This window comes from Jeotgalibaca ciconiae (assembly GCF_003955755.1).
GTDB classification, from domain to species: Bacteria; Bacillota; Bacilli; order Lactobacillales; family Aerococcaceae; genus Jeotgalibaca; species Jeotgalibaca ciconiae.
On the sequence record NZ_CP034465.1, the window covers coordinates 129,608 to 150,802 of the forward strand.

Here is a 21,195-nt window from a genome sequence, read left to right on the forward strand (position 1 = left end):
AATGAGCAGCGAAGCGCGCAATGGGGCAAATTTATCTTTTTTTCACTAGGTCAGGACTTGGGAGCTAGACATTGATGGCTGAACTTATAATCCCCTAGTCTATGAAAAAACTCTCAAATCCTAATCAGAAACAAAGAACTCCATCTGCAAGATTGCAAATGGAGCTCTTCAAAAATCGATATTAGCTTGAAGGATTGTTATCTTTATCATTTTTAATTTGTTGCTCTTTTTCCTCTGCCTTCTTCTTCGGAAGTGGTCTCTGGCGGACTGACGCCTTTCGATGTTCTATTCTTTCTTTTTGACGTTTACGTAATTCCTCTTTCTTCTCATTTCGTTTTTTAAAATATGTTGTGTTGTGATACCAACGGCTAATGCCTAAATATAGAAGGAAGAGAATACCAATAATCAAGATGAACGGCAATGCATATACAAGCCAAATGACAGCATCCTGTAACCAGTAGTAGAAAACAAAGATAGAATCCAACACTGCTTCTTTTAATCGTTCCCAGAATGGAATACCGTCTCCACGAGTATCAGAAATTCTTTGTCTTTCAGAGACTGTTAAATATACTTCTGTATAAGCGACTAAATCGTCAATTGATTCTAGCTGCGATTGTAACGTCTCTCTTTCTGCTATGGTCTCACTTAAATTATCTTCTATTAATAAAATTTGTTCAATCGTGGTTGCTTCATTTAAAAGTTCCGTTAAACGAGCTTCTTTTTGATTGAGTACTTCAATTCGTGCTTCGGTATCGCGATAAGTTTGTGTCACATCTTCCGAACCAATTTGCTCGCTTACCTTTACAGCTTCCATGCCCTCTAATTCACTTAAAAAAGTATTTAAAGATTCAGTAGGTACACGCAAAGTATAATCTACTCGCTTATATTCTCTGGCATCTGGTCCAAAAGACCCACTTGGTGAATAACTTGATTCATATGAATATTCAATATATGCATTATTTTGATTGACCGCATTCAAAATATGGCTAATCGTGTCTGAATACTCCAATGTTTCATAGTTCAGGGTGACAGTTTTAATAACTTTTTCTCCAATTAAGTTACTTCCACTATCCTCCACGCTATTTTCTTGAGAAGTGCCACCAGCTCCCGGAGCTGCAGCATCTTCCGTACTGGATGTATCTTGTTCTGAACAAGCAACTAAAATAAATGCAATAAAAATCATTAATAATTTATAAGATTTTTTCATTCTCTCCCCTTCTTTCGCCAATCTTCTTTGGATACATTATATCAGTAGTGACTCCTAATAAGAAATAACTTGAATATTTTATTAGAAAAACGGCCAAGTCCACTCATCGTTGAGGGCAGAGAAACTTGTTAATCATTAACAAGAAAATAAGAAAAGCGGACAAGTCCGCCTTGACCTATGAAAAAATAGGAAATTTGACCCTGAATGAGCAGCGAAGCGCGCAATGGGCCAAATTTATCTTTTTTTCACTAGGTCAGGACTTGGGAGCTAGACATTGATGGCTGAACTTATAATCCCCTAGTCTATAAAAAAGAGCTGTAACCCATTTATGGGTTACAGCTCTTTTGCGGCATGATTTCTCATGGATAAATTTGGTTCACATCCGCCTTTATCATACATCCACTTCCTGTGGTGTGCATAGCACATATGTCCCGCATCAACTGCAATCTTTATATCGATTGCAAGTCGCCTCGTCGCATAAGGAATATACTAACATATATAATCTGAAATTGCAAAGCTTTTTTAACGATCTTGAACTACTTCTATTTTGTAGCCGTCTGGATCCATCACAAAATAATAACGAAACTCTGAATTGGGTAACCCTTTCAAATCTGTTACTTCAAGCCCCGCTTCTCTGTGTTTTTGGTGAGCAGCAGGAACATCATCTACCGCAATCGCAATATGTCCATATCCATCGCCTAAATCATATGCATCATGATCAAAGTTATATGTTAACTCTAATTGATATGGATCATTTTCTAATGATAAATAAACAAGAGTGAACTTATGCTCAGGATAATCTTTTCTATTAACCTCTTGGAAACCAAATGCTTCTTTATAAAAAGCTAACGATTCTTCCAAATTTTTCACTCGGACACAAGTATGAACCATTTTCATATTAATCGACTCCTTTATAATTATTCTATACTAACTAGTATCGTAACAAATTATTTATCTGCTGTCTTTCTTTTACACAAAATACATTTATCCTTGTTTTCCAAAATAAACTACATTATGCTAATAGGGAAATTAAAAAAAGGAGACTTGCCCCAATGAAAGAATGTTATTTTTGTAAAAGTATCATCCCTGAAGATGCGACTATTTGTCCGATGTGTGATTCTGATCTTACTGAAGTTGAAAATAAAGCAGTAGAAAATCCTCCTATCCCTGAAGAATATACCTTAAACCAAGAAAAAAAATCTAGAAAACTTGAACGAAGTATCAGCTTTAAAAAAATTACAAACTCTTTTATCAATTACATAATCTATTCCGTTAAGCGTATTTCTCATCCTGTTCAGATTGATCAGCGTTCTGAGCGGCATCCAATTTATGGGTACATTACACTTGTACTTTCTTCTTTATTGTCTGCTGGAATTTTAACAAGAGTGTTTGCTGCTCTTGAAGACACTTATAAGTTTATGCTGGATATTTCAATTTTACCAACTTTGACTTTTACTTTTCGTCCATTTGAATGGTTTTGGAAATTAACTATTTTCTTTATCTGCTATTTTATTCTATTTACATTGGTTAGTTATTTATTTAAAAAAGCTTCTTCAAAAGAACCGCTCAATTTCAATAACTGGGTTACACAGTATACTGCAATGAACACTTTCTATTTTGTCCTGCTGATGCTTGTATTTATCCTGGCAATGGTTTTACCGTTAGGGCTAGCTGTTCCAGCAATGTTAGTCACATTTCTATATTGCCTGAGCTATATCATTTCTTTTGTGGCCACCTTATATAATATCGATCGAGCAACATCAGAAAATAAAACATTTTATCAAGCTCTAATCGGTGTCAGCGTTCATTTCTTGATAATGAGCTTTGTAGCATACTTATTATTCAAAATTTAGAAAGACATCTTAATAGTGATTTTTTTTAAAATGAGGCCGGGATTTTTATCCCAACCTCATTTTTGTTTAATTATCCATTGTTGAAAATGCAAAGGGTACCAACTCTTCTACTGTTACTTTTTTTATTTCATCGTTGCCATTCGTCAAATAAACTGGTGTGTCAGCCTGACATAACTCGACCATCACTTGTCTGCAAATACTGCATGGCGTAATATAATCCTTCGTGTTTGCAGAAACAGCAATCGCCACAACATCATCTTTCGAATATCCTCTTGTAATTCCAGTAAATAAAGCTGTCCTCTCGGCACAATTTGTTGCGCCAAACGAAACGTTTTCTACATTTACACCTTGGATAACTTGATTATCTTTATAAAGAATAGCTGCTCCTACAGGAAAATGAGAATAGGGAACATAAGCTTTTTCTTTAATTTCTTTCGCTTTTTCAACTAAAGACTTCACTTGATTTTCTTTTATTTCCAAATTGAGAAATTCCTTTCAGATATATTTAATTGGTTGTATGGTTTATTATACCTTATTTTACTGTCACAAAGCTCTTTATTTCTTTAGCTAATGAATTTAGAAAGCTTCTAATTTGTGAATAGCGGAAGCGATAATAGCTGTATTCACTGGATAAGGTAAATGATGAACAGGTAATTCTGGTTTGCTAGCCTGAATCGCAATAAAATCAATTTCACTTTCAGTTAAATGAGATAATCCCATATCAAATAAAGAGGTGGGAATACCCAATGAACGATAAAAAGATTGAAGCTTGGTAATCTCGTTCCACTTATTTTCAACAGCTAGTTGAACAAGAATACCATACCCAACTTTATGTCCGTGAAGGAATTGATGAGATTCCGGATAAATTGTCACTGCATCATGAATTTCATGAGCGATTGTTGTTCGAGCTAAATCATCACCCAGTCCTCCAACCATCCCGCTAATAGATATAATGACTTCAGAAACAGATCGGAATTCTTCTGATAATCGCCCTTGTTCTAAATCAGCCAAGGCTTGTTGTCCTTTTTCCAAAATGGTTGTTTGACATAATTTGGCTGCCGCACGTGCCATGGTTAAAATAGGACTCTCTTTAAAGACAGACTGAGCTAAAATCTCTTCAGATTCATACCATTTTGCCAGTGTATCTGCCATTCCTGCAATAAAATACTCTCTTGGAGCATCAATAATAAGTCGAGGTTCCACCAGTAATAGAGAAGCTTGCGCAGGAAGCACATCCAAGCGATCAAAGCTTCCGTCTGCATGGTAGAGAACACTTACTGGCGTCCATGGAGCACAGTTGCTAGCTAAAGTTGGAATTAAAATAAACGGGCGTCGGTCTGCAAGATAGGCAGCATATTTAACAGCATCCATGATTTTCCCCCCGCCAACTCCTATAACAGTATCAACACCTGATTCCATAATTAGTTCTTTTAATTGATCGATAGACGTTTCAGTACATTCTCCTGAAAATAAAAATTCATGAATGGAAAAATTCGAACGATAAATATTTTTCAAGTAGTTGCGCGCTTTTTTCCATGATTCTTTTCCATGTATAATTAAAATGTTCGAACTGTCTAATTGACGGAGATGATCAGGCAAAGACTCTAATACTCCTTCTTCGCAAATATATTGCTGAGGACCTACACGAACAGTTGAAGAAAAAAAGTGATTATTTTGCATATTTTGCATACCCCCACGTGATAGTTTAATTGTGTAATTCATTATAAGCGATAATAAACAAATTTGTGTAAAAAATTATGTTATTATATTTTTATGCATTCTTTTTACTTATGAAAGGACGTGTTTAATGAATATGTTTTCCATTCTATTAAATCAAATGCTCATGATGGCCGCCTTAATCTTCTTTGGCTTTATACTTGTACGTGCAAAAATAATCGATAGCAGCGGTGCTAAACAAATATCGACGATTCTTGCCATGTTCGTTATGCCAGCATCGATGATTGCTTCTTTCCATGCTGAGTTTAATATTGAGCGCTTGAAGCTGTTTGGTTGGGCAGTAGTTGCTGCTTTAATTACTATAATAAGCCGAATCTTTATTAACTACTTTGTATTTAAAAAAGAAAATCGTACTGAAAAATACGCCGCAACTTTTGCCAATTCAGGTTTTTTTGGTATTCCAATTGTGATTGCCTTGTTTGGTGTTGAAGGAGTATTTTTCATGACACCCTACATCATGTGTAACAATATCTTACAATGGACTTACGGCCGTGCCTTAATTTCAGGAGACAAAAAAGCTATGACCCCTCAAAAAGCATTTACGAATCCTGGTATGATTGGTGCACTTATCGGCTTAACCCTTTATATAACAAAGTTCCCTTTACCAAAATTCGCATGGAACGCGGTAGATAGCCTGGCTTCATTGAATACGTCTTTAGCAATGATTATTATTGGCAGTTATTTAGCAAACAGTAACTTAACTGAAATCTTTAAGAATACAGCTTCCTATTTAACGGTCTTTATGCGTTTAGTTTTTACCCCTATTATCGCTATTTTAACCATCTACTTACTGCCGATTAATAATTTTGAGGTTGAGATCGTTTTAACGATTGCTTCTGTTGCTCCCTCAGCCGTGAATACTGCCATTTTAGGAAGATTGTTTGGTGGAGATTATGAATATGGAGCTAGAATTGTTGTTCTATCGTCAATTTTTTCTATTTTCACAATCCCATTCATGATGCAATTCGCTGAATTTATTTATACATTGTAAAGAAAAACAGAGTCCCTCCCATAAAAGAAGGACTCTGTTTTTCTTATTAATTAAACAAAGCTGTAATTGCTTGCCAAATTTCTCTAAAGAAGTTTGCGATTTTATCCATCAAGCCGCTTTCTTCCGCTTGGTTAATCAAATCAGAAACTTTATCTTTTACATTATTTGCTAAATCTGATAGTTGTTCTTTCACTTGCTCTGAATCAATTGCTGAAGTTTGTTGATACTTTTCAAATAAATCGAGTAAACGATTAAATTGTTCTTGCGTGACATAGTCGCCTAGTTGTGCTCTTTCTAGCGCATCATTGATAATTTGTTCAATATCTTCTCTAGTAGCAAGTTCTCCTTGACGCTCTTTTAACTCAGCTAAAGACTGTTTAATTTCAATCATCGCTTGATCTAATTTTGATGAATCGAAGCCTTCTTCATCTGCGTTCTCTTGAGCAATTTGATTAGTTGTTTCTAATTCTTCTTGCGCAACTTCCATGCGATCTTGTTCTAATTCTTCACCATTTACGTCAAATGCTTTATAAATCCCCGTTAATGCACTCTCTCCCGTAACACGGCTCACACTTGCTACGATAATTTTTGCATCTGATACACCTGCAGTAATTGCTGCATTCGTATATTGATCTGAAGTAATTTGAGTAATATTGTTGGGTGTTTGGATGACTACTTCCACCCCATTACCTGAGTCTTGTTTCTGTACTAGTACCGAAGAAATCATATCAGCTGTGTTTGCGGCGCCATCATTTAAATAATGTCTCAAATCTTCTCCAGTAACAGCGATTATATTCACATTATCTGTATTTTCAATTTTCAATAATTTAATTGTTTCTTCAATTTGGGTTTCTGATAATCCTCCACCATATACAAAAGTAGGTTTTCCCCATTTTTCATTGATAACAGTCGTGTCAATTCCATTTGAACTCGCTTGAGCAGAAGTTGTTCCACTACCAACAGCAGTCCCGATTGTAAAAATACTTGTCAGCAATAACATTGTCTTACTAAATTTTTTCATGTATCGATGACCTCCTTTTCTTACCCTATTCTAAAACAAAACGAATAAAATTTCCTCCAACTTGAGTCTTATTAATAAATTTTTAGAAAAGAGAGTGATTTTTACGGGAATATCCAGTCAATTAAAAAAGAGAATAAGTTTTTATCCTCATCCTCTTTTAGAATTTACTCCTCTATTTATTCTTGAATTCATGTTTATCTTCTTTGCAATGTTTTCCATACAACTTGTGCTAACCAAAAGTCAACCATACTGTGAATAACCGTTCCTAGACCAACCAAAACCATGACAGAAAACAATAACCCTCTATCATAATAAGCTGCTGATAAGTTTCCAGCAAAATAGAAAACTGAAACAACAATTACTTCACAGATTGCATGTAGGATTCCTATAATTCCGTTAAATAACCAAGTCGCTTTCTTATTTTGTAATAAGTTCGGATTTTTTTCTAGATATTTTCCACCAAAAAATGCAAAGACCATGTGGCTCGCAGCTCTTAAAGAGATAACGATTGGAAAACCGCCTAACAGGAAACCAATCGCGGTACCAAAGGCAACCGTTACTGCTACAAATGGTGAAATAAACATTGCAATAAATGTTGCAACGTGACTTGCTAGTGTAAACGAAGCCGGCTCCAAAACAATTTTTATTGGCGAAATCATTGGAATAAGAATACCAATTGCAATTAGCAACGCAGCCGTGGTAATCGTTCGAGTGTTTGTTCTTCTGTTCAATGGGATCATACCTTTCTACATTCATCTATTCTTTACAGGTGTCAAGACACCCTGTTAATTTATTATAGAGTTCTAGAAAGAAATGTCAATACTTGTTTTCAAGAGTACAAAATACCCGCTTCTCTTAATTGGTTTTGAATTTGCTCAAACGATTCTTTATCTTTGCACTTAATGGTATGGATATGCACACCATCCGTTAATGAAGAGAGCATCTTTGTTCGATTTTCTTTTACATCCCTTATAAATTCATCAACATCATGACTTGTCCGGATACGCAAAATACCAGAAAGCAAACCATATATTGGATGTTCTACTTCAACATCCACGATTTCTCCTCCATTATCGACAATTAGCTGCAACTCCATTCGAGCTTGCTCTTCTGTATGCTGGCAAACAAGTTTCCCAGTAAATCCTGTTTCAATGTTCTCCTTATTTCCATACAAATAACCCCGCGGAGTAGAAAGAATATCATTTCCTTCTGCTCGTAATAACGCAATATCACCTACAATAATTTGGCGGCTCACCTGAAAAGTATCCGCTAGATTCCTTGCTGTTATTGGATTCATTTGTTTTTCTAATAAAGATAAGATTTCGATTCTTCTTTGTGAAGCATTCATATTCACTACCTGCCTTTTCCGCTCTACTGACATTCTTTTTTGGATAAGTACTTATGGTTCTTATTGAAAGCTGTCCAGTTTATTATCTATATGATACCATTTTATCTCCTCTTTTTATGTATACATCTACTGATTATACTGATTTTTAGCAGCGACTGAAGAAGATAATGATTAAGCTGTTAAACTCAGAACTTCCCGCTGACTTTTCTCTCTAAATAAACTATAATAAGAGAAATTAGAATGAAGTATGATTATCAAAATGGTAGACAGAAAGGATCTGACAAATGGTTGAATTAATAAATATTAGTAAAAATGAAATTGATGCTTGTTTAGCTCTTTCTGTACACGCATGGCAAGAAAAATATACTCGGCCAATTGCAGAAAACCTCGCAAGGGCTTATGTAGAACCCGAGACACTCATTCCTTTGGCAATAACCTCTTTTGACAAACCAATTGGATTTCTGCTATTTCGGTTCGAAAAAGAAATAAATACCATTTTATTAGAAAACTTCATGATTGATTCTCACTTCCAAGAAAAAGGATATGGTACTGAGGCTCTTAGAAAGTTTGTAATTTTGGCGGAAAATATGCAGGGTTATGATAGAATAAATGGACTCATTGCAATTGGAAATTTAAACGCTAGAAAAGCCTTTGAAAGAGCAGGTTTCATGAGGGGTGCAGTCGATTTAGAAAACCGTTTGAATGAAATGATTTTTATTTTACGTTAGGAAAGGTGAAAAATGAAACCAGAATTATACCTTGCTTACCAAGAGTGGCGCAATAGTATGCTTGATTTCCAAGAGGATTTAGCTTGGGATGAAGCAGAGGAAGCTGATTTTGCAGTATGGGATGCCGCAGATCACCATGCAAGAGATGACTTCAATTTATTTTTAGCTTCTAAGGCGCTTGATCAAGTTAGTTTCCAAGACATGAAAGCTATGGAAATCCAATACGATGCTGAAAGCTGATAAAAAAACGGACAAGCTCGCATTGTAGCAACTCGTTAGATATTGAACAAAAAAATCGTAAAATCCAGCTTAACTAAAAACCATCGTTCTAAGGCTTATTTATCACAAACAGGCCTCAAAACGATGTTTTTTTAATTCCAATATTTTTTTACTGCTCCTTTTTCTCCTTCAACCGGATCATACTTGGGGACTGCTAATGATTTTATCCTGTTTTGTATTATTTCATACTCTTCTTCGCTTCCAGTTTGTTTATCCGGACTTAGTCCTTCTGGATAGGCTCCCACTATTGAAAAGTCAGCTGTAGATTCTATTTTTTTATGAGCGATTCCAGCTGGCAGCAATAAGACGTCCCCTTTTTTAAACGTGTAAATCTCTGCACCAGGTCCACCTAGCTGAACCTGGGCTTCTCCCGCTATACAACCGAGCACTTCATGCGTGTTAGAGTGAAAATGATGATAACTGAAAATCCCGTTTACCCAACCATTTGAATAACCATTTTCTTCAAACATATTTAATACATTTTGACCGCTATTTGAACCACGTATCAGTTCTGTAAGGACTTCTGGATAATAAAGCACAGGCAACGTATTATTAGGGAATGGATTATTTTCTTTCATGTATACTGTTTCTGTCATAGAAGAACCATCCTTTCAATAAACTTTTTTACTCAAATTAAGTTTGCCATTCTAGCTTTTGAATTGCAAAAAAGAAGCCTTATAAGTACATAAAGATATCCCCTGAAAGAATACTTTTCAGGGGATATTTTTTATGATGCTGCTCGTAATTCTTCATACCTTGTAACTTGCCATCCTTTTTCTGTTACCCACGAAAGATATACTTTATATACCTGTCCACTCTCAGAATCAGTAAAAGTAACCGTTACTCGTTGCTCTCCGTTATTACCAATCCAAGTGATAATCATGTTTGCAAGTGATACTCCCGTTACTTCTGAACTTGCTTCTTTCATCTCTGCCCAATCAACGCTTGTTTCATCATACTGCGTTACATGCGGTTCACTTTGTTCTGTTCCGATTGGTTCCCAATCACCCACATATGCACGAATGACATTTGGGTCATCTGAAGGAACTTCGTTTATTTCAGCTTCATCTTCCGATTCTTCAGGCTCTTCTGATGAGCTTTCTTCGGATTCTTCTTCTGATTCAGCACTTCCATCTTCACTGGATTCATCTTTTGGAGGAATAACAAATGACGAGTTATCACTTCCAGAATTTTGTCCTAGTTGATTCGGATCATTATCATTAGCAGAGCCTCCAAATAATAATTCAAATAAAATAATTACTACAGTTAGGACAATCAGACCGATTGAAAGATTCATGATCAGATTGGAACGTTTACTTTTTTTATGGCGTTTAGCACGCGTTTCTCTTTCTTCTTCAGGCATTTTTGCATCTCCCTTCCGCATAATACTAGCACATTTTTTATTGTTATTCTTTGATAATTTGGTTACGAGAATATTTCATAAGATTACAGGTTTTCCTCTTCTTGTTTTACTATTTTTATCGTCTTTAATCTAGTTTGTAAACTGAATATTGCATCTACTATAAAAATAGCAACCGCAATTGCTCCGGATATTAATAAAGCTTCGCTTAATCTCAATTGCCCTTCTCCGTAATCGCCGTTAATAAACGAAAAAACAGCTCGATAGACAGCTTCCCCAGGCACTAATGGTATAAATCCAGGTAGAAAATAAACAGTTGCTGGAGTTTTTAAATAACGAGCGAAATAATGAGATAAAAAAGAAATCACAACTGCAGCAAGCAATGTAGCAGGTATTTTCTCCAAGAATTCTAACCCTACCAAATAGACAAACCATCCTAAAGAACCTGTTATGGCAGAATGTAATAACGCTCGTTTTGGAGCTTCCAGTAAAATAGCGAAAAAATATACAGAAACAAAAGCAATAAGGGATTCAAGGATAATTCGTATCATAAACCTAATCTACCCCCAATCACTAATCCGGAACCAATGCCAATCGCAATAAAAATAGCAATCACAAAAGCCTCCAACACCTTTGCCCCTCCCGACATATAATCTCCTTTAAAAATATCTCGGACTCCATTTGTCATAGCGGTACCAGGAAGCAGCGGCATAATCGCTGAAACAATCAGCAAGTCACCTTGTAACCCCAATGGAACAACTTTTGTAATAAAACTCGTTAACAAAGCAATAATAAAACTAGCCACCATATCTAAAATAAATGGTCTGACCATCCATCGTCTCCCATAATGAGTAATAAGAGTCACTGTGGCAGATATAGGTAAAAGAAAGATAAAATCAATCCATTTCCCACCATACATAATTAAAATCATCTGAATAAAGCTAAATATCGCCAAGTTTTTTCGAAAAGCATCGTATTGAATTTCATCGATATTCTGTAAGAATGAATAGGCTTCTTGTATCGTAATAATCCCTTCAGTAAACCTTCGAGAAACATCATTAACTTTCGTTATCTTATTCAGATTTGTGGTACGGTTCGATATACGTTTCACAACTGTAATGGCATCCATATTCGGACTATCCAACGTTGCAATCAGTCCCGTCGTAATCGCGATTGCATCAATCATCTCTAAATTTGTTTTTTTCAAAATCCGAGTGACGGTCTCTTCAACTCGATAGGTTTCTGCGTTGCTTTCTAGCATGATTTTCCCTGCAAGTACAGCAGTGTCCATATATAATTCATAATCCATTTCAGGCATCGAATCATCTCCTTTCATGGTCTGTTTCTTTTCATTTTCAGTATAGCGTATTCTAACATTACTTTCCTTAGTTTCATTCGATTATTCCCAAATGTTATCTTTTGACTTTTATTAAAAAGAAGCATACCTTTACTTTAAGTGAAAAATATAAGGAGGGTTCAATATGTCAAACATTTTAATTACGGGTGCTTCTGGAAATATAGGAACAGTCTTAACAGAACATTTAAAGAAAAATCATTCCCTCACATTAGTGGATGTAGATTTTTCTGATTTTTTTGATTTTTTAAAAGAAGGAACTGAGATAAAAGAAATTGATTTAACTGATCCTGAAAATGTAAACGGATTATTCGAGGGAATCGACTATGTTATTCATTTAGCTGGCGATCCCCGTCCTGATGCTGACTTCTATGGTTCACTTTTAGATTTAAATTATAAAGTTCCCCACAATATTTTCAAAGAAGCTGTTAAAGAAGATACATCTGTAAAGAGAGTCATTTTCGCGAGCTCGGTTCATGCTATTGGAGGGTATCCTCCCAATGTTCAAGTGAAAACAACCGATTATCCTCACCCAGCTGACTTATATGGCGTTTCAAAAGTCTACATGGAGGCTCTTGCAAGCTATCATTCTTACAAGTATGGGCAGGAATTTATCGGCATTCGTATTGGCGGATTCGACAGCGACATCACTCCAGGAACTGCTGATGCAGACGGGCTAGCGACTCATTTATCTAAACGGGATATGTGTCATCTGATTGATTGTTGTTTGACAGCAGACTTGAAACAACCATTTTTACTTGTTAATGGCGTTTCGAACAACCGATTCCCTCGCATGGATATTTCCCAAGCCTATTTTGATATCGGTTATTCTCCTCAAGATGATGCATTTGAAATGCAAGGAGACGGCGAATACGATTTTCATGAAGAGGATGATATTGAAGTGGATCCTAAAAAATAATCCCTTTTACAAAGATTCACAAAAAATGATATTCCTGCTATGATAAATGTGAATTCTTACAAAGAAAGGACTACATTTACATGGCAAAACGTAAAGGAAGGCAAATACAACGGAAAAATATACAAGTGAAAGCTCCGAAACTTTATGATTCTTTAGGGAAGGAAAAGGAAATCATCTCGCAAGAGGAACAAGAAGCAACTTATGAAAATACTTTTCTTTTCACCATAATCGGAATGTTCGTCGGAATGCTGATTGGATATTTCTTAGATAATATGGCGCTCGGATTTGGAATAGGTATTTTAATTGGGGGTATGATTGATTCCATTTTAAATACAGCACGAAAGAAAAAATTCGAAGCTGAACTAGCTCCAAATCAAGAAACCAGCAAAAAAAACTGATACAGATTGCTTCAAAGTGTTGCATTGAGAAACCGCTTATGCTAAAGTATTGGTAACTGAATAGAACACTTATCACAAAGGGGTGCCTTTACTGGCTGAGACTGAATGAAAATTCTAACCCTTCGAACCTGACTTCGTTAATACGAGCGTAGGGATTGTGTGAGTAAAGAACACGTAATGTATTCTTCTCCTTTGTAGTAGGTCTGTTCCATTCTACAATAAAGGAGGAGATTTTTTTATGTCAAAAAATTTAAACATCTGGATTGAAGGTACCATTATGGCAGCGTTGGCGACGGCATTATCATTTGTTCCGTTGGATATAGGGCCAAGTTTTTCTATAACAGTTGGCCAGCCTGTTTTAATTTTATACAGCTTACGTCGAGGATTTGGCCCTGGGCTCGTGGCTAGCTTTCTATGGGGAGTTTTGCATATCTTTGTAGGAAATGCGGACATCCTTACCCCTCTTCAAGGATTCATTGAATACTTTGTTGCTTTTGGCTTTTCTGGTTTTGCTGGTTTATGGGCAAATAAAACCCAAGTTGCTATTAAAGAAAAGAACTGGGGTCTTTCTGTTGTGTACATTACAATAGCTTCCATTGTAGGAGTAATTGCTCGTTATTTTTGGCACACGATTGCCGGATACTATTTCTGGGGTCAATACGCTCCTGAAGGGTGGAGTGCATGGTTCTACTCCATTGTACTGAACGGAGCTAGTGCTCTTGCTACCGGAATCTTTACAATCGTCGTCCTAGTAATTATTTACCGAACAACTCCACAGCTTTATACATCGATAAATAAAAAACTTGGGTATTGATTGCTCGTAAATAAAAATAAGGACTCTCAACTATAAATTAGTTTGAGATCCTTATTTTTTTACATCTTGGCATTGTCAATTTCCCATTCTTGGTAGTGTTTTTATCCTAACTTTTCTAAAAAACAGCCTCGAAAATCAACAGATTTTTTCAAATCGGAAACAACTGCTATAATATTCTTTATATTCGCTGAGCGGTATTGACAGAAATCATTTCCAGTTCTATACTAAAGTAGTTGTTGCGCGGTCATGGCGGAATGGCAGACGCGCCAGCTTGAGGGGCTGGTGGGGGCAACCCCGTGGAGGTTCAAGTCCTCTTGGCCGCATTGGTATAACAAATTTTTAGAACTTCTCTTTTTGAGAGGCTCTTTTTTTTATCCACTTTCCTAAGTGATTTCCTTATATTTTATCGTATTTTCTTCCGACTAGTCATCATTTTCATTCATTGCCAATCAGCCCCAGCTTTCCTTTACATTTTCCACACACATACCTCTTTGTATCAATCTTTCTTTTTCTTATGTATTTTTGCTGGCAATTTTTACAAAGATATACTTTGTTCTTTTGTATTTCAGATTCATTTTGAAGGTTTTTTACATAGCGGGCGCCGCCTGTTCTCGCCAATAATTCTTTAAAATCTCCGTCACGATGGCGGTAACCTTTCCCCATAATATGAAGATGATAATGACATAGTTCATGTTTAATAACAGCAATCAGTTCTTCCATTCCATATTGGAGAAGTACTCGTGGATTAAATTCCAAATGATGGGTTTGTAATAAATATCTTCCGCCAGTTGTACGAAGGCGTCTATTGAAAGAAGCTGTATGGTTAAACGATTGTTCGAAGAATTCTAAAGAAATATCTTCTACCAAAGATTGTAATTCTTTTTGGTTCACATATATTCCCCTTTCTTGTTCCATTTAATTTAGCAAACAAACTAAGAATCTTCAACCACATTTAAATGGCTGAAGATTCTTAGTTTCTTAACGTTTATTTTTCTAACGCTTCTACAATCGCTTTATTAAAAACTGGCAAGTCATCAGGTGTTCTACTTGTTATCAAACCACTTTCATCTATAACAAGCTCGCTGTCTTCCCATTTCGCACCGGCATTTATTAAATCAATACCGACTTGCTTAACAGATGTCATTTTCTTCCCTTCAACTATTTTTGCATTAATCATTAGCTGCGGTCCGTGACAAATGGTAAAGATAGGTTTTTTCTCTTGATCAAAGTGTCGTACAAATTCTAGAAAGCGATCGTCCGCCCTTAGTTTGTCCGGTGAAAACCCACCAGGAATTAAGAGTGCGTCATATTCTTCCGGTTTCGTATCGTCAATTCCTTTGTCAATGGTAACTTCTGCATCACCTTGTTTTCCTTTTACAACATTTCCAGCTTCTTTTTCGATTGTAACTAACTCATGGCCAGCTTTTTTCAACTCTTCTGCAGGAGATGTGTATTCTGAATCTTCAAATAAATCAGTAAGTAACACTGCAATTTTTTTACTCATTAACGATTTCTCCTTTCATTTGCTACTTATAGTGTAACAAAAGATAAAATCGAGACCAAATAAAACGATTTCCCCATTTTCTTCGCTTTTCTTCTTATCTTAATTTACAATTAAATTAATAGAGAAAGGTAGGGAATGCTATGTTTATTGGTATCGCAAGTAAGTTAATTATCGGTTTTTTTGCATTAATGATTGTCATGCGAGCTATTGGCAAAAAAGCTCTTTCAGAAATAACCCCCTTTGATATTATCTACTCCTTTGTTCTTGGAGGAATTGTAGAAGAATCTATCTACGATGATCAGATCCATGCTCTTCATATGCTCTTTGCATTTCTTGTGTGGGGAGTCATTATTTATATAGTGGAATCACTTCTACAAAGAAGAGACTCCCTAACCAGAAAAATGAAGGGTCGCTCTTCCGTGCTCATTTTCAATGGCGAATTGAATATGAAAGAAATAAAAGATAACCACATTGAAATGGAACAATTACGAAGTATGTTGCGAACGCAAAATTGTTTCTCTTTAAAAGAAGTACAATATGCGGTCATGGAAATCAATGGACAAGTTTCAGTCATGAAAAAAGATGAACAACACCCTATCTTCAGTTACTTGCTGATTGACGAAGGTGTTATTGAAAAAAAGACACTTATAAGCATCGGGAAAGACATAAAATGGCTATATGAAGAAATCGCTAAATTAAATCACCTTTCCACTGAAGATATCGTTTATGCAGAATGGTCTAATGAAGAGGGATTTTATATAAAAACATATGAAGACTCCATTGAAGAGCAATATGAAATTGACGGCTAAAAAAGAAAGCTTCTCTCTATTTTCAATCAAAGAGAAGCTTTCTTTTCTACTCTGGTAACATTGTTAACGCAATACGCCCTTTATTTAAATCAACACTTTCAATCCAAACTTTAACAATGTCTCCTACACCCACAACATCTGATGGGTGTTTTACAAATTTATTACTTAATTTGGAAATATGAACGAGGCCATCTTGTTTTACCCCAATGTCAACGAATGCTCCAAAATCTACTACATTCCGAACTGTTCCTTCTAATTCCATTCCTTCTTTTAAATCTTCCATCGACAATACATCTTGTCGCAAAATCGGTTGGGCAATCTCTTCACGTAAATCTCTACCAGGTTTGGTTAAACCTTCAATGATATCTTGGAGAGTTTCTCTTCCTAAGCCAGTTTCTTGCATAATGAATGATTTATTTAAATTAGCTAACTCTTCGCGAGCTCTATCTGTTCCAACATCTTTTAACCCTAATCCTGCTAATTCCAATACTTGTTTTGCTTCTTTATAAGTCTCTGGATGAATATCGGTATTATCTAAGATATTTTTTGCATCAATAATCCGTAAGAATCCTGCTGCTTGTTGGAAAGCTTTTGGTCCCAAACGAGGAACTTTTTTCAATTGCGGTCGTCCAGTGAACGCTCCATTTTCTTCTCTAAATAAAACAATATTTGTCGCGATGGTTTTGTTTAGACCAGATATATGTTGCAGCAAGGGTGCACTTGCTGTATTTAAATTTACTCCTACTTGGTTTACTGCTGTTTCCACTACAAAATCGAGTCGTTCTGTCAAACGCTTTTGAGATACGTCATGTTGGTATTGCCCTACTCCAACCGATTTCGGATCAATCTTAACCAATTCAGCTAAAGGATCTTGCAGACGTCTTGCGATGCTTACCGCACTTCTTTCTTCTACCTGGAAATCAGGAAATTCTTGACGTGCAATGTCGCTCGCTGAATAAACAGAGGCTCCTGCCTCATTTACAATTACATAATAAACCGTGCGCTCCAGCTGTTTGATTTGTTCTGAAACAAATAATTCCGACTCTCGGCTTGCTGTCCCGTTTCCAATTGCGACCATTTCTACTTGATAGTCTTCAATTAATTTTCGTAATTGCGGAGCCGCAGCTTCCCTTTTACTGCTTGAAGCAGGTTTGTGTGGATAAATAACATCTTTGGCAAGTACTTTCCCTGTTTCATCTACAATGGCTAATTTACAGCCTGTTCGGTAAGCCGGGTCAAAGCCCATCACAACTTTCCCTTTCATAGGTGGTTGTAGTAATAAATTACGCAGATTTTCACCAAACACATTAATTGCTTGTTCTTCAGCAACCTCCGTGAGTTCATTGCGAATTTCTCGTTCAATAGCCGGACCAATAAAACGATCATAGCTATCTACGGTTGCTTGTTTAACATAAGCAGTGGCTATACTATCATTTGATTGAATCATATTCTTATTTAAGAAGTCGTAGATTTTTTTAACGTCGACATCTAGAACTACTTTTAAAATACCTGTTTTTTCACCACGATTAATAGCTAACATTCTGTGAGGTTGAATTGATTTTACAGGTTGTGAAAAATCATAATACATTTCATAAACGCTTTTTTCATCTTTTTCTTGATTCTTCACAGTACTAATAATGGTTCCAAATTTCCTTGTAAATGAACGGATTTTTTCGCGGAATTCTGGTTCATCTCCCACAAACTCTGCAATAATCTCATGAGCTCCTTGTAGGACCTCTTCTATTGTCTGAATTTCCATCTCTTCTGACAAGAATTCTTGTGCTTTTTCCTCTACAGAACCTTCCAATGGGAAAGATAACAACCATTTTGCAAAAGGCTCCAGTCCTTTTTCACGAGCAATTGCAGCTTTTGTCCGTTTCTTCTGTTTATAGGGGCGATATAAATCTTCCACTTGCTGCATCTTTTGAGCAGCGCGTATTTCTTTTTGTAAATCTGGTGTTAATTTATCTTGTGATTCAATTGAACGAATCACTTCTTCTTTTCTCGTTTCTAAATTTAAAATGTATTGATTCCGTTCCTCAATTTCACGTATTTGAACTTCATCTAAAGAACCTGTCATCTCTTTTCGATACCGTGCAATAAAAGGTACGGTATTCCCTTCTTCCAATAAACCTAATACTGCATCTATTTGTTTGGGTTTGTACTGTGACAGTTCCTTTCTTAATAAAAGCGTAACTGTTTCACTTGTAATATCTGACATCTGACTACAACTTCCTTTCAATCTAAAACTATTGATAAGTTTTAGTGATTACCTCTTTGTCATTCTTTTTTTGTACTCCATAGTGATGAATCATTCCATTTTTATCGAAAACAAGACCATGAAGAATTCCTCCAAAAACAGCTCCACCATCGATGCCAATTTTATTGTCATCTTCCCAAATTTGAAAATTCTTCATATCACCGTGCAGGAGATTTGTCGGTGTATGACCAAAGATAATTGTTTTTCCAGTTCGATTTCTTCCATTATGAAATGGCTCTCGTATCCAAATAAAGTCATATGAAGAAGTATTTAACCAACTTTCTTTGGTCAAATTAACTCCCGCGTGTACAAAAAGATAAGCATACCATTCATAATAATTGGGTAAGTTTGTTAAAAACGACTTTAACCACGGGGCTTTTTCTTGGATCTGTTTCGCCATCTGTTCTGGCTGCAGCTTACTTAAATCTGTCTCACTTAAAAAACTTTCAATGGTTTTTAAACCACCGTTCAAAAAATAATTAGCTGCATATTCATCGGGTTTGTTCAAAAAATTTAAGAGTATTTGTTCGTGGTTTCCAGTTATACAGATTGCATCTTCGTCTTTCACTAATTGATGTACTCGTTTAAAACAACTACTCGACGCGTTTCCTCGATCTCCTAAATCTCCGATAAAGACAAGCTGTTGAGTTTCCTTATCCCAATAGGACAACAGCTCTTGAAGCATTTCATATTCTCCATGGATATCACCAATCACAAAAAGTTGCTCTTTCATCATAGCACCTCCTATTTCTCTTTATTTCATTTTACCATATTAGAACTTTGTTAACACATTCGGAAAAAACCGAACATTTGAAAGCTTTATGACCCTAATATTAATTTTTTGTATTGATTTGACCAAGACTCTTCGATATAATAAAAAAGTACTAATGGAATTAGGAACTTTTTTTGTTTTTATTCGATTTAGTCAAATAAAATAAGCCAAAGGAGCTTTCTATACTATGGAGAAGTTTTTTAAATTAAAAGATCACGGTACTACTGTTTCCACCGAGATCGTTGCTGGTTTCACAACTTTTTTTGCTATGTCATACATCATTTTCGTGAATCCAAGCATTCTTGCTTTATCCGGAATGCCATCACAAGCGGTATTTCTGGCTACTATTATTGCAGCAGCAATAAGTACACTCGTAATGGGGCTTTTTGCAAACGTGCCTTACGCGCTAGCTCCCGGTATGGGATTGAATGCATTTTTTACCTATACAGTTGTTTTTGCTTTAGGTTTTACTTGGCAAGAAGCACTCGCAATGGTTTTCCTTTGTGGAGTAATCAATGTTTTAATCACTGTTACACGAGTTAGAAAGATGATTATTAAGTCCATTCCAGAATCATTGCAACATGCAATCAGCGCAGGTATTGGTATTTTTATTTCTTATATTGGAGTTAAAAACGCTGGTTTCTTGGAATTTACTTCTGATGCAGGAACGATTCTTTCTATTAATAATACTCCTTACAATTCTGCTTTAGAAACATATGAAGGAGGTATTGACAGCATTATCACTAGTGGTGGAATCGTTCCTGCATTAGTGAATTTCACGCAAAGCCCTGCTTTATTAGCTCTTATTGGTGTAATTCTGACTATTATTTTAATGGTTAAAAATGTAAGAGGCGCAATTATTATTGGTATCATTGTTACAACGCTGCTAGGAATTCCAATGGGTGTTGTTCAAATTTCGTCGGAAGTATTAGCGGCTAATTCATTAGGGACCGCTATCTCAGAACTCGGTATAACATTTGGAGCTGCCTTTGGTAAGGATGGAATGTTATCTTTATTATCAGACCCAGCGAGATTCCCTCTTGTATTAATGACAATCTTTGCTTTCAGTTTATCGGATACATTCGACACAATCGGTACGTTTATTGGTACAGGCCGTAGAACGGGTATTTTCTCTGCAGAAGATGAAAAAGCTCTTGAGCAAGGGTCTGGTTTCTCTTCAAAAATGGACAAAGCTTTGTTTGCAGATTCTATCGGAACCATTTTTGGCGCAATCTTTGGTACGTCTAATACAACGACCTTTGTGGAGAGTGCAGCGGGCATTGGCGCTGGCGGAAGAACAGGATTAACTGCTGTTGTAGTAGCAATTTTATTTGTTATTAGTGCATTTTTTGCACCGCTCATCGGTATTGTTCCTGCAGCTGCAACTGCTCCCTCTTTAATTATTGTCGGTGTTTTAATGATGGCTTCCTTTAAGGATATCAACTGGACTGACTTAGAAGAAGCAATTCCTGCGTTCTTCGCTTCTGTATTTATGGGTCTTACTTATAATATTTCTACTGGTATTGCAGCAGGATTTATTTTCTATGTAATTGTAAAAGTTGTTTTAGGAAAATCAAAAGAAATCCATCCAATTCTTTGGGGTTCTACTATTTTATTCTTAATTAATTATCTAATTATGGCTTTCCTATAAAAATTATTAACGTTTTCTTTATTATTAGTTGCTAAGCTGAGAAATTATCTATATAATAAATTGAGTGTTAAACGGAATATCTCCATAGGGGAGTAACTAGCAGCTCCGGCTGTGGTAACATCAACAATAAGTAGAGTTTCACTATTCTGCTGGTGTTATCTTAAATGGTGAGACTTATGCATCTTGAAAA

The 21,195-nt window shown here is 35.9% G+C and carries 24 protein-coding genes, 1 tRNA gene and 1 riboswitch; of the genes, 10 read left to right on the forward strand and 15 right to left on the reverse strand.

Translation table 11 applies throughout. From position 1 onward, the window contains the following. Positions 1 to 181: 181 nt before the first annotated feature. Together EJN90_RS00635 and gloA are read right to left on the reverse strand one after the other, a co-directional pair. A complete protein-coding gene (locus EJN90_RS00635) occupies positions 182 to 1,207 on the reverse strand; it encodes a DUF4349 domain-containing protein (protein ID WP_126108392.1) in 1,026 nt (341 codons plus the stop codon). Positions 1,208 to 1,729: 522 nt separating this feature from the next. Further along, positions 1,730 to 2,104, reverse strand: a complete 375-nt coding sequence (gene gloA / locus EJN90_RS00640; protein WP_126108393.1) for a lactoylglutathione lyase — start codon at positions 2,102 to 2,104, stop codon at positions 1,730 to 1,732. A 155-nt stretch (positions 2,105 to 2,259) separates the two neighbouring features. On the opposite strand from gloA, the gene EJN90_RS00645 reads away from it, so the two are divergent. Beyond that, complete coding sequence (locus tag EJN90_RS00645; protein WP_126108394.1) at positions 2,260 to 3,060, forward strand: hypothetical protein; 801 nt, start codon at positions 2,260 to 2,262, stop codon at positions 3,058 to 3,060. 66 nt (positions 3,061 to 3,126) lie between these two features. On the opposite strand, the gene cdd is transcribed toward EJN90_RS00645, so the two are convergent. Beyond that, positions 3,127 to 3,534 carry a cytidine deaminase gene (gene cdd, locus EJN90_RS00650; RefSeq protein ID WP_126112171.1) on the reverse strand — a complete coding sequence of 136 codons (408 nt, stop codon included), beginning with the start codon at positions 3,532 to 3,534 and terminating at the stop codon, positions 3,127 to 3,129. 102 nt (positions 3,535 to 3,636) lie between these two features. Beyond that, positions 3,637 to 4,749, reverse strand: a complete 1,113-nt coding sequence (locus EJN90_RS00655; protein WP_164543953.1) for an iron-containing alcohol dehydrogenase family protein — start codon at positions 4,747 to 4,749, stop codon at positions 3,637 to 3,639. Between the two features lie 118 nt (positions 4,750 to 4,867). Between EJN90_RS00655 and EJN90_RS00660 the strand changes: the two genes are divergently transcribed. Next, entirely contained in the window at positions 4,868 to 5,788 is a 921-nt protein-coding gene (locus EJN90_RS00660) for an AEC family transporter (protein ID WP_126108396.1), read from the forward strand. 46 nt (positions 5,789 to 5,834) lie between these two features. Here EJN90_RS00660 and EJN90_RS00665 read toward each other — a convergent pair whose 3' ends face one another. From EJN90_RS00665 to EJN90_RS00675, 3 genes are all read right to left on the reverse strand, one after another. Continuing rightward, the gene (locus tag EJN90_RS00665; RefSeq protein WP_126108397.1) at positions 5,835 to 6,809 is read right to left on the reverse strand and encodes a DUF1002 domain-containing protein; all 975 of its coding nucleotides are present in this window, start codon (positions 6,807 to 6,809) and stop codon (positions 5,835 to 5,837) included. Positions 6,810 to 7,003: 194 nt separating this feature from the next. Then, positions 7,004 to 7,540: a hypothetical protein gene (locus EJN90_RS00670; RefSeq protein WP_227872536.1), complete on the reverse strand. Its 537-nt coding sequence runs from the start codon at positions 7,538 to 7,540 to the stop codon at positions 7,004 to 7,006. 98 nt (positions 7,541 to 7,638) lie between these two features. Beyond that, on the reverse strand, positions 7,639 to 8,157 hold the full coding sequence (locus EJN90_RS00675; RefSeq protein WP_126108399.1) for a transcription repressor NadR: 519 nt from the start codon (positions 8,155 to 8,157) through the stop codon (positions 7,639 to 7,641). Positions 8,158 to 8,441: 284 nt separating this feature from the next. Between EJN90_RS00675 and EJN90_RS00680 the strand changes: the two genes are divergently transcribed. Together EJN90_RS00680 and EJN90_RS00685 are read left to right on the forward strand one after the other, a co-directional pair. After that, the gene (locus tag EJN90_RS00680; protein ID WP_126108400.1) at positions 8,442 to 8,885 is read left to right on the forward strand and encodes a GNAT family N-acetyltransferase; all 444 of its coding nucleotides are present in this window, start codon (positions 8,442 to 8,444) and stop codon (positions 8,883 to 8,885) included. 12 nt (positions 8,886 to 8,897) lie between these two features. After that, entirely contained in the window at positions 8,898 to 9,125 is a 228-nt protein-coding gene (locus tag EJN90_RS00685) for a hypothetical protein (RefSeq protein WP_126108401.1), read from the forward strand. Between the two features lie 131 nt (positions 9,126 to 9,256). Here the strand turns inward: EJN90_RS00685 and EJN90_RS00690 are convergent, their stop codons facing one another. The 4 genes from EJN90_RS00690 to EJN90_RS00705 form a co-directional block, all read right to left on the reverse strand. Beyond that, complete coding sequence (locus tag EJN90_RS00690; protein ID WP_126108402.1) at positions 9,257 to 9,760, reverse strand: cupin domain-containing protein; 504 nt, start codon at positions 9,758 to 9,760, stop codon at positions 9,257 to 9,259. 131 nt (positions 9,761 to 9,891) lie between these two features. Continuing rightward, the gene (locus EJN90_RS00695) at positions 9,892 to 10,527 is read right to left on the reverse strand and encodes a YrrS family protein (RefSeq protein ID WP_164543954.1); all 636 of its coding nucleotides are present in this window, start codon (positions 10,525 to 10,527) and stop codon (positions 9,892 to 9,894) included. 83 nt (positions 10,528 to 10,610) lie between these two features. Then, complete coding sequence (locus EJN90_RS00700; RefSeq protein ID WP_126108404.1) at positions 10,611 to 11,075, reverse strand: threonine/serine exporter family protein; 465 nt, start codon at positions 11,073 to 11,075, stop codon at positions 10,611 to 10,613. Beyond that, positions 11,072 to 11,842, reverse strand: a complete 771-nt coding sequence (locus tag EJN90_RS00705) for a threonine/serine exporter family protein (protein ID WP_164543955.1) — start codon at positions 11,840 to 11,842, stop codon at positions 11,072 to 11,074. The genes EJN90_RS00700 and EJN90_RS00705 overlap by 4 nt, the downstream gene beginning before the upstream one ends. A 163-nt stretch (positions 11,843 to 12,005) precedes the next feature. Between EJN90_RS00705 and EJN90_RS00710 the strand changes: the two genes are divergently transcribed. The 4 genes from EJN90_RS00710 to EJN90_RS00725 all read left to right on the forward strand — a co-directional run bounded on the left by EJN90_RS00710 (position 12,006) and on the right by EJN90_RS00725 (position 14,332). Then, complete coding sequence (locus EJN90_RS00710) at positions 12,006 to 12,797, forward strand: NAD-dependent epimerase/dehydratase family protein (protein WP_126108406.1); 792 nt, start codon at positions 12,006 to 12,008, stop codon at positions 12,795 to 12,797. Between the two features lie 80 nt (positions 12,798 to 12,877). Beyond that, positions 12,878 to 13,195 (forward strand): hypothetical protein, encoded by a 318-nt coding sequence (locus tag EJN90_RS00715; protein WP_126108407.1) that lies wholly within the window; start codon positions 12,878 to 12,880, stop codon positions 13,193 to 13,195. A gap of 68 nt (positions 13,196 to 13,263) precedes the next feature. Then, a riboswitch (TPP riboswitch) is annotated at positions 13,264 to 13,367 on the forward strand. Positions 13,368 to 13,433: 66 nt separating this feature from the next. Then, a complete protein-coding gene (gene thiT / locus EJN90_RS00720; protein ID WP_126108408.1) occupies positions 13,434 to 14,009 on the forward strand; it encodes an energy-coupled thiamine transporter ThiT in 576 nt (191 codons plus the stop codon). Between the two features lie 240 nt (positions 14,010 to 14,249). Then, positions 14,250 to 14,332: transfer RNA gene (locus tag EJN90_RS00725), tRNA-Leu, on the forward strand. Between the two features lie 112 nt (positions 14,333 to 14,444). On the opposite strand, the gene EJN90_RS00730 is transcribed toward EJN90_RS00725, so the two are convergent. Then, a complete protein-coding gene (locus EJN90_RS00730) occupies positions 14,445 to 14,900 on the reverse strand; it encodes a SprT family protein (protein WP_322348865.1) in 456 nt (151 codons plus the stop codon). Positions 14,901 to 14,994: 94 nt separating this feature from the next. Further along, positions 14,995 to 15,513 (reverse strand): type 1 glutamine amidotransferase domain-containing protein, encoded by a 519-nt coding sequence (locus EJN90_RS00735; RefSeq protein ID WP_126108410.1) that lies wholly within the window; start codon positions 15,511 to 15,513, stop codon positions 14,995 to 14,997. A gap of 140 nt (positions 15,514 to 15,653) precedes the next feature. Between EJN90_RS00735 and EJN90_RS00740 the strand changes: the two genes are divergently transcribed. Beyond that, positions 15,654 to 16,322, forward strand: coding sequence for a DUF421 domain-containing protein (locus EJN90_RS00740; protein ID WP_126108411.1), 669 nt, complete (start codon positions 15,654 to 15,656; stop codon positions 16,320 to 16,322). A gap of 46 nt (positions 16,323 to 16,368) precedes the next feature. On the opposite strand, the gene EJN90_RS00745 is transcribed toward EJN90_RS00740, so the two are convergent. Further along, complete coding sequence (locus EJN90_RS00745; RefSeq protein ID WP_126108412.1) at positions 16,369 to 18,543, reverse strand: Tex family protein; 2,175 nt, start codon at positions 18,541 to 18,543, stop codon at positions 16,369 to 16,371. A gap of 28 nt (positions 18,544 to 18,571) precedes the next feature. Further along, positions 18,572 to 19,315, reverse strand: coding sequence for a metallophosphoesterase (locus tag EJN90_RS00750; protein WP_126108413.1), 744 nt, complete (start codon positions 19,313 to 19,315; stop codon positions 18,572 to 18,574). Between the two features lie 226 nt (positions 19,316 to 19,541). Here EJN90_RS00750 and EJN90_RS00755 point away from each other — a divergent pair, with 226 nt between their 5' ends. After that, a complete protein-coding gene (locus EJN90_RS00755) occupies positions 19,542 to 21,005 on the forward strand; it encodes an NCS2 family permease (protein WP_126108414.1) in 1,464 nt (487 codons plus the stop codon). Positions 21,006 to 21,195: the final 190 nt, after the last annotated feature.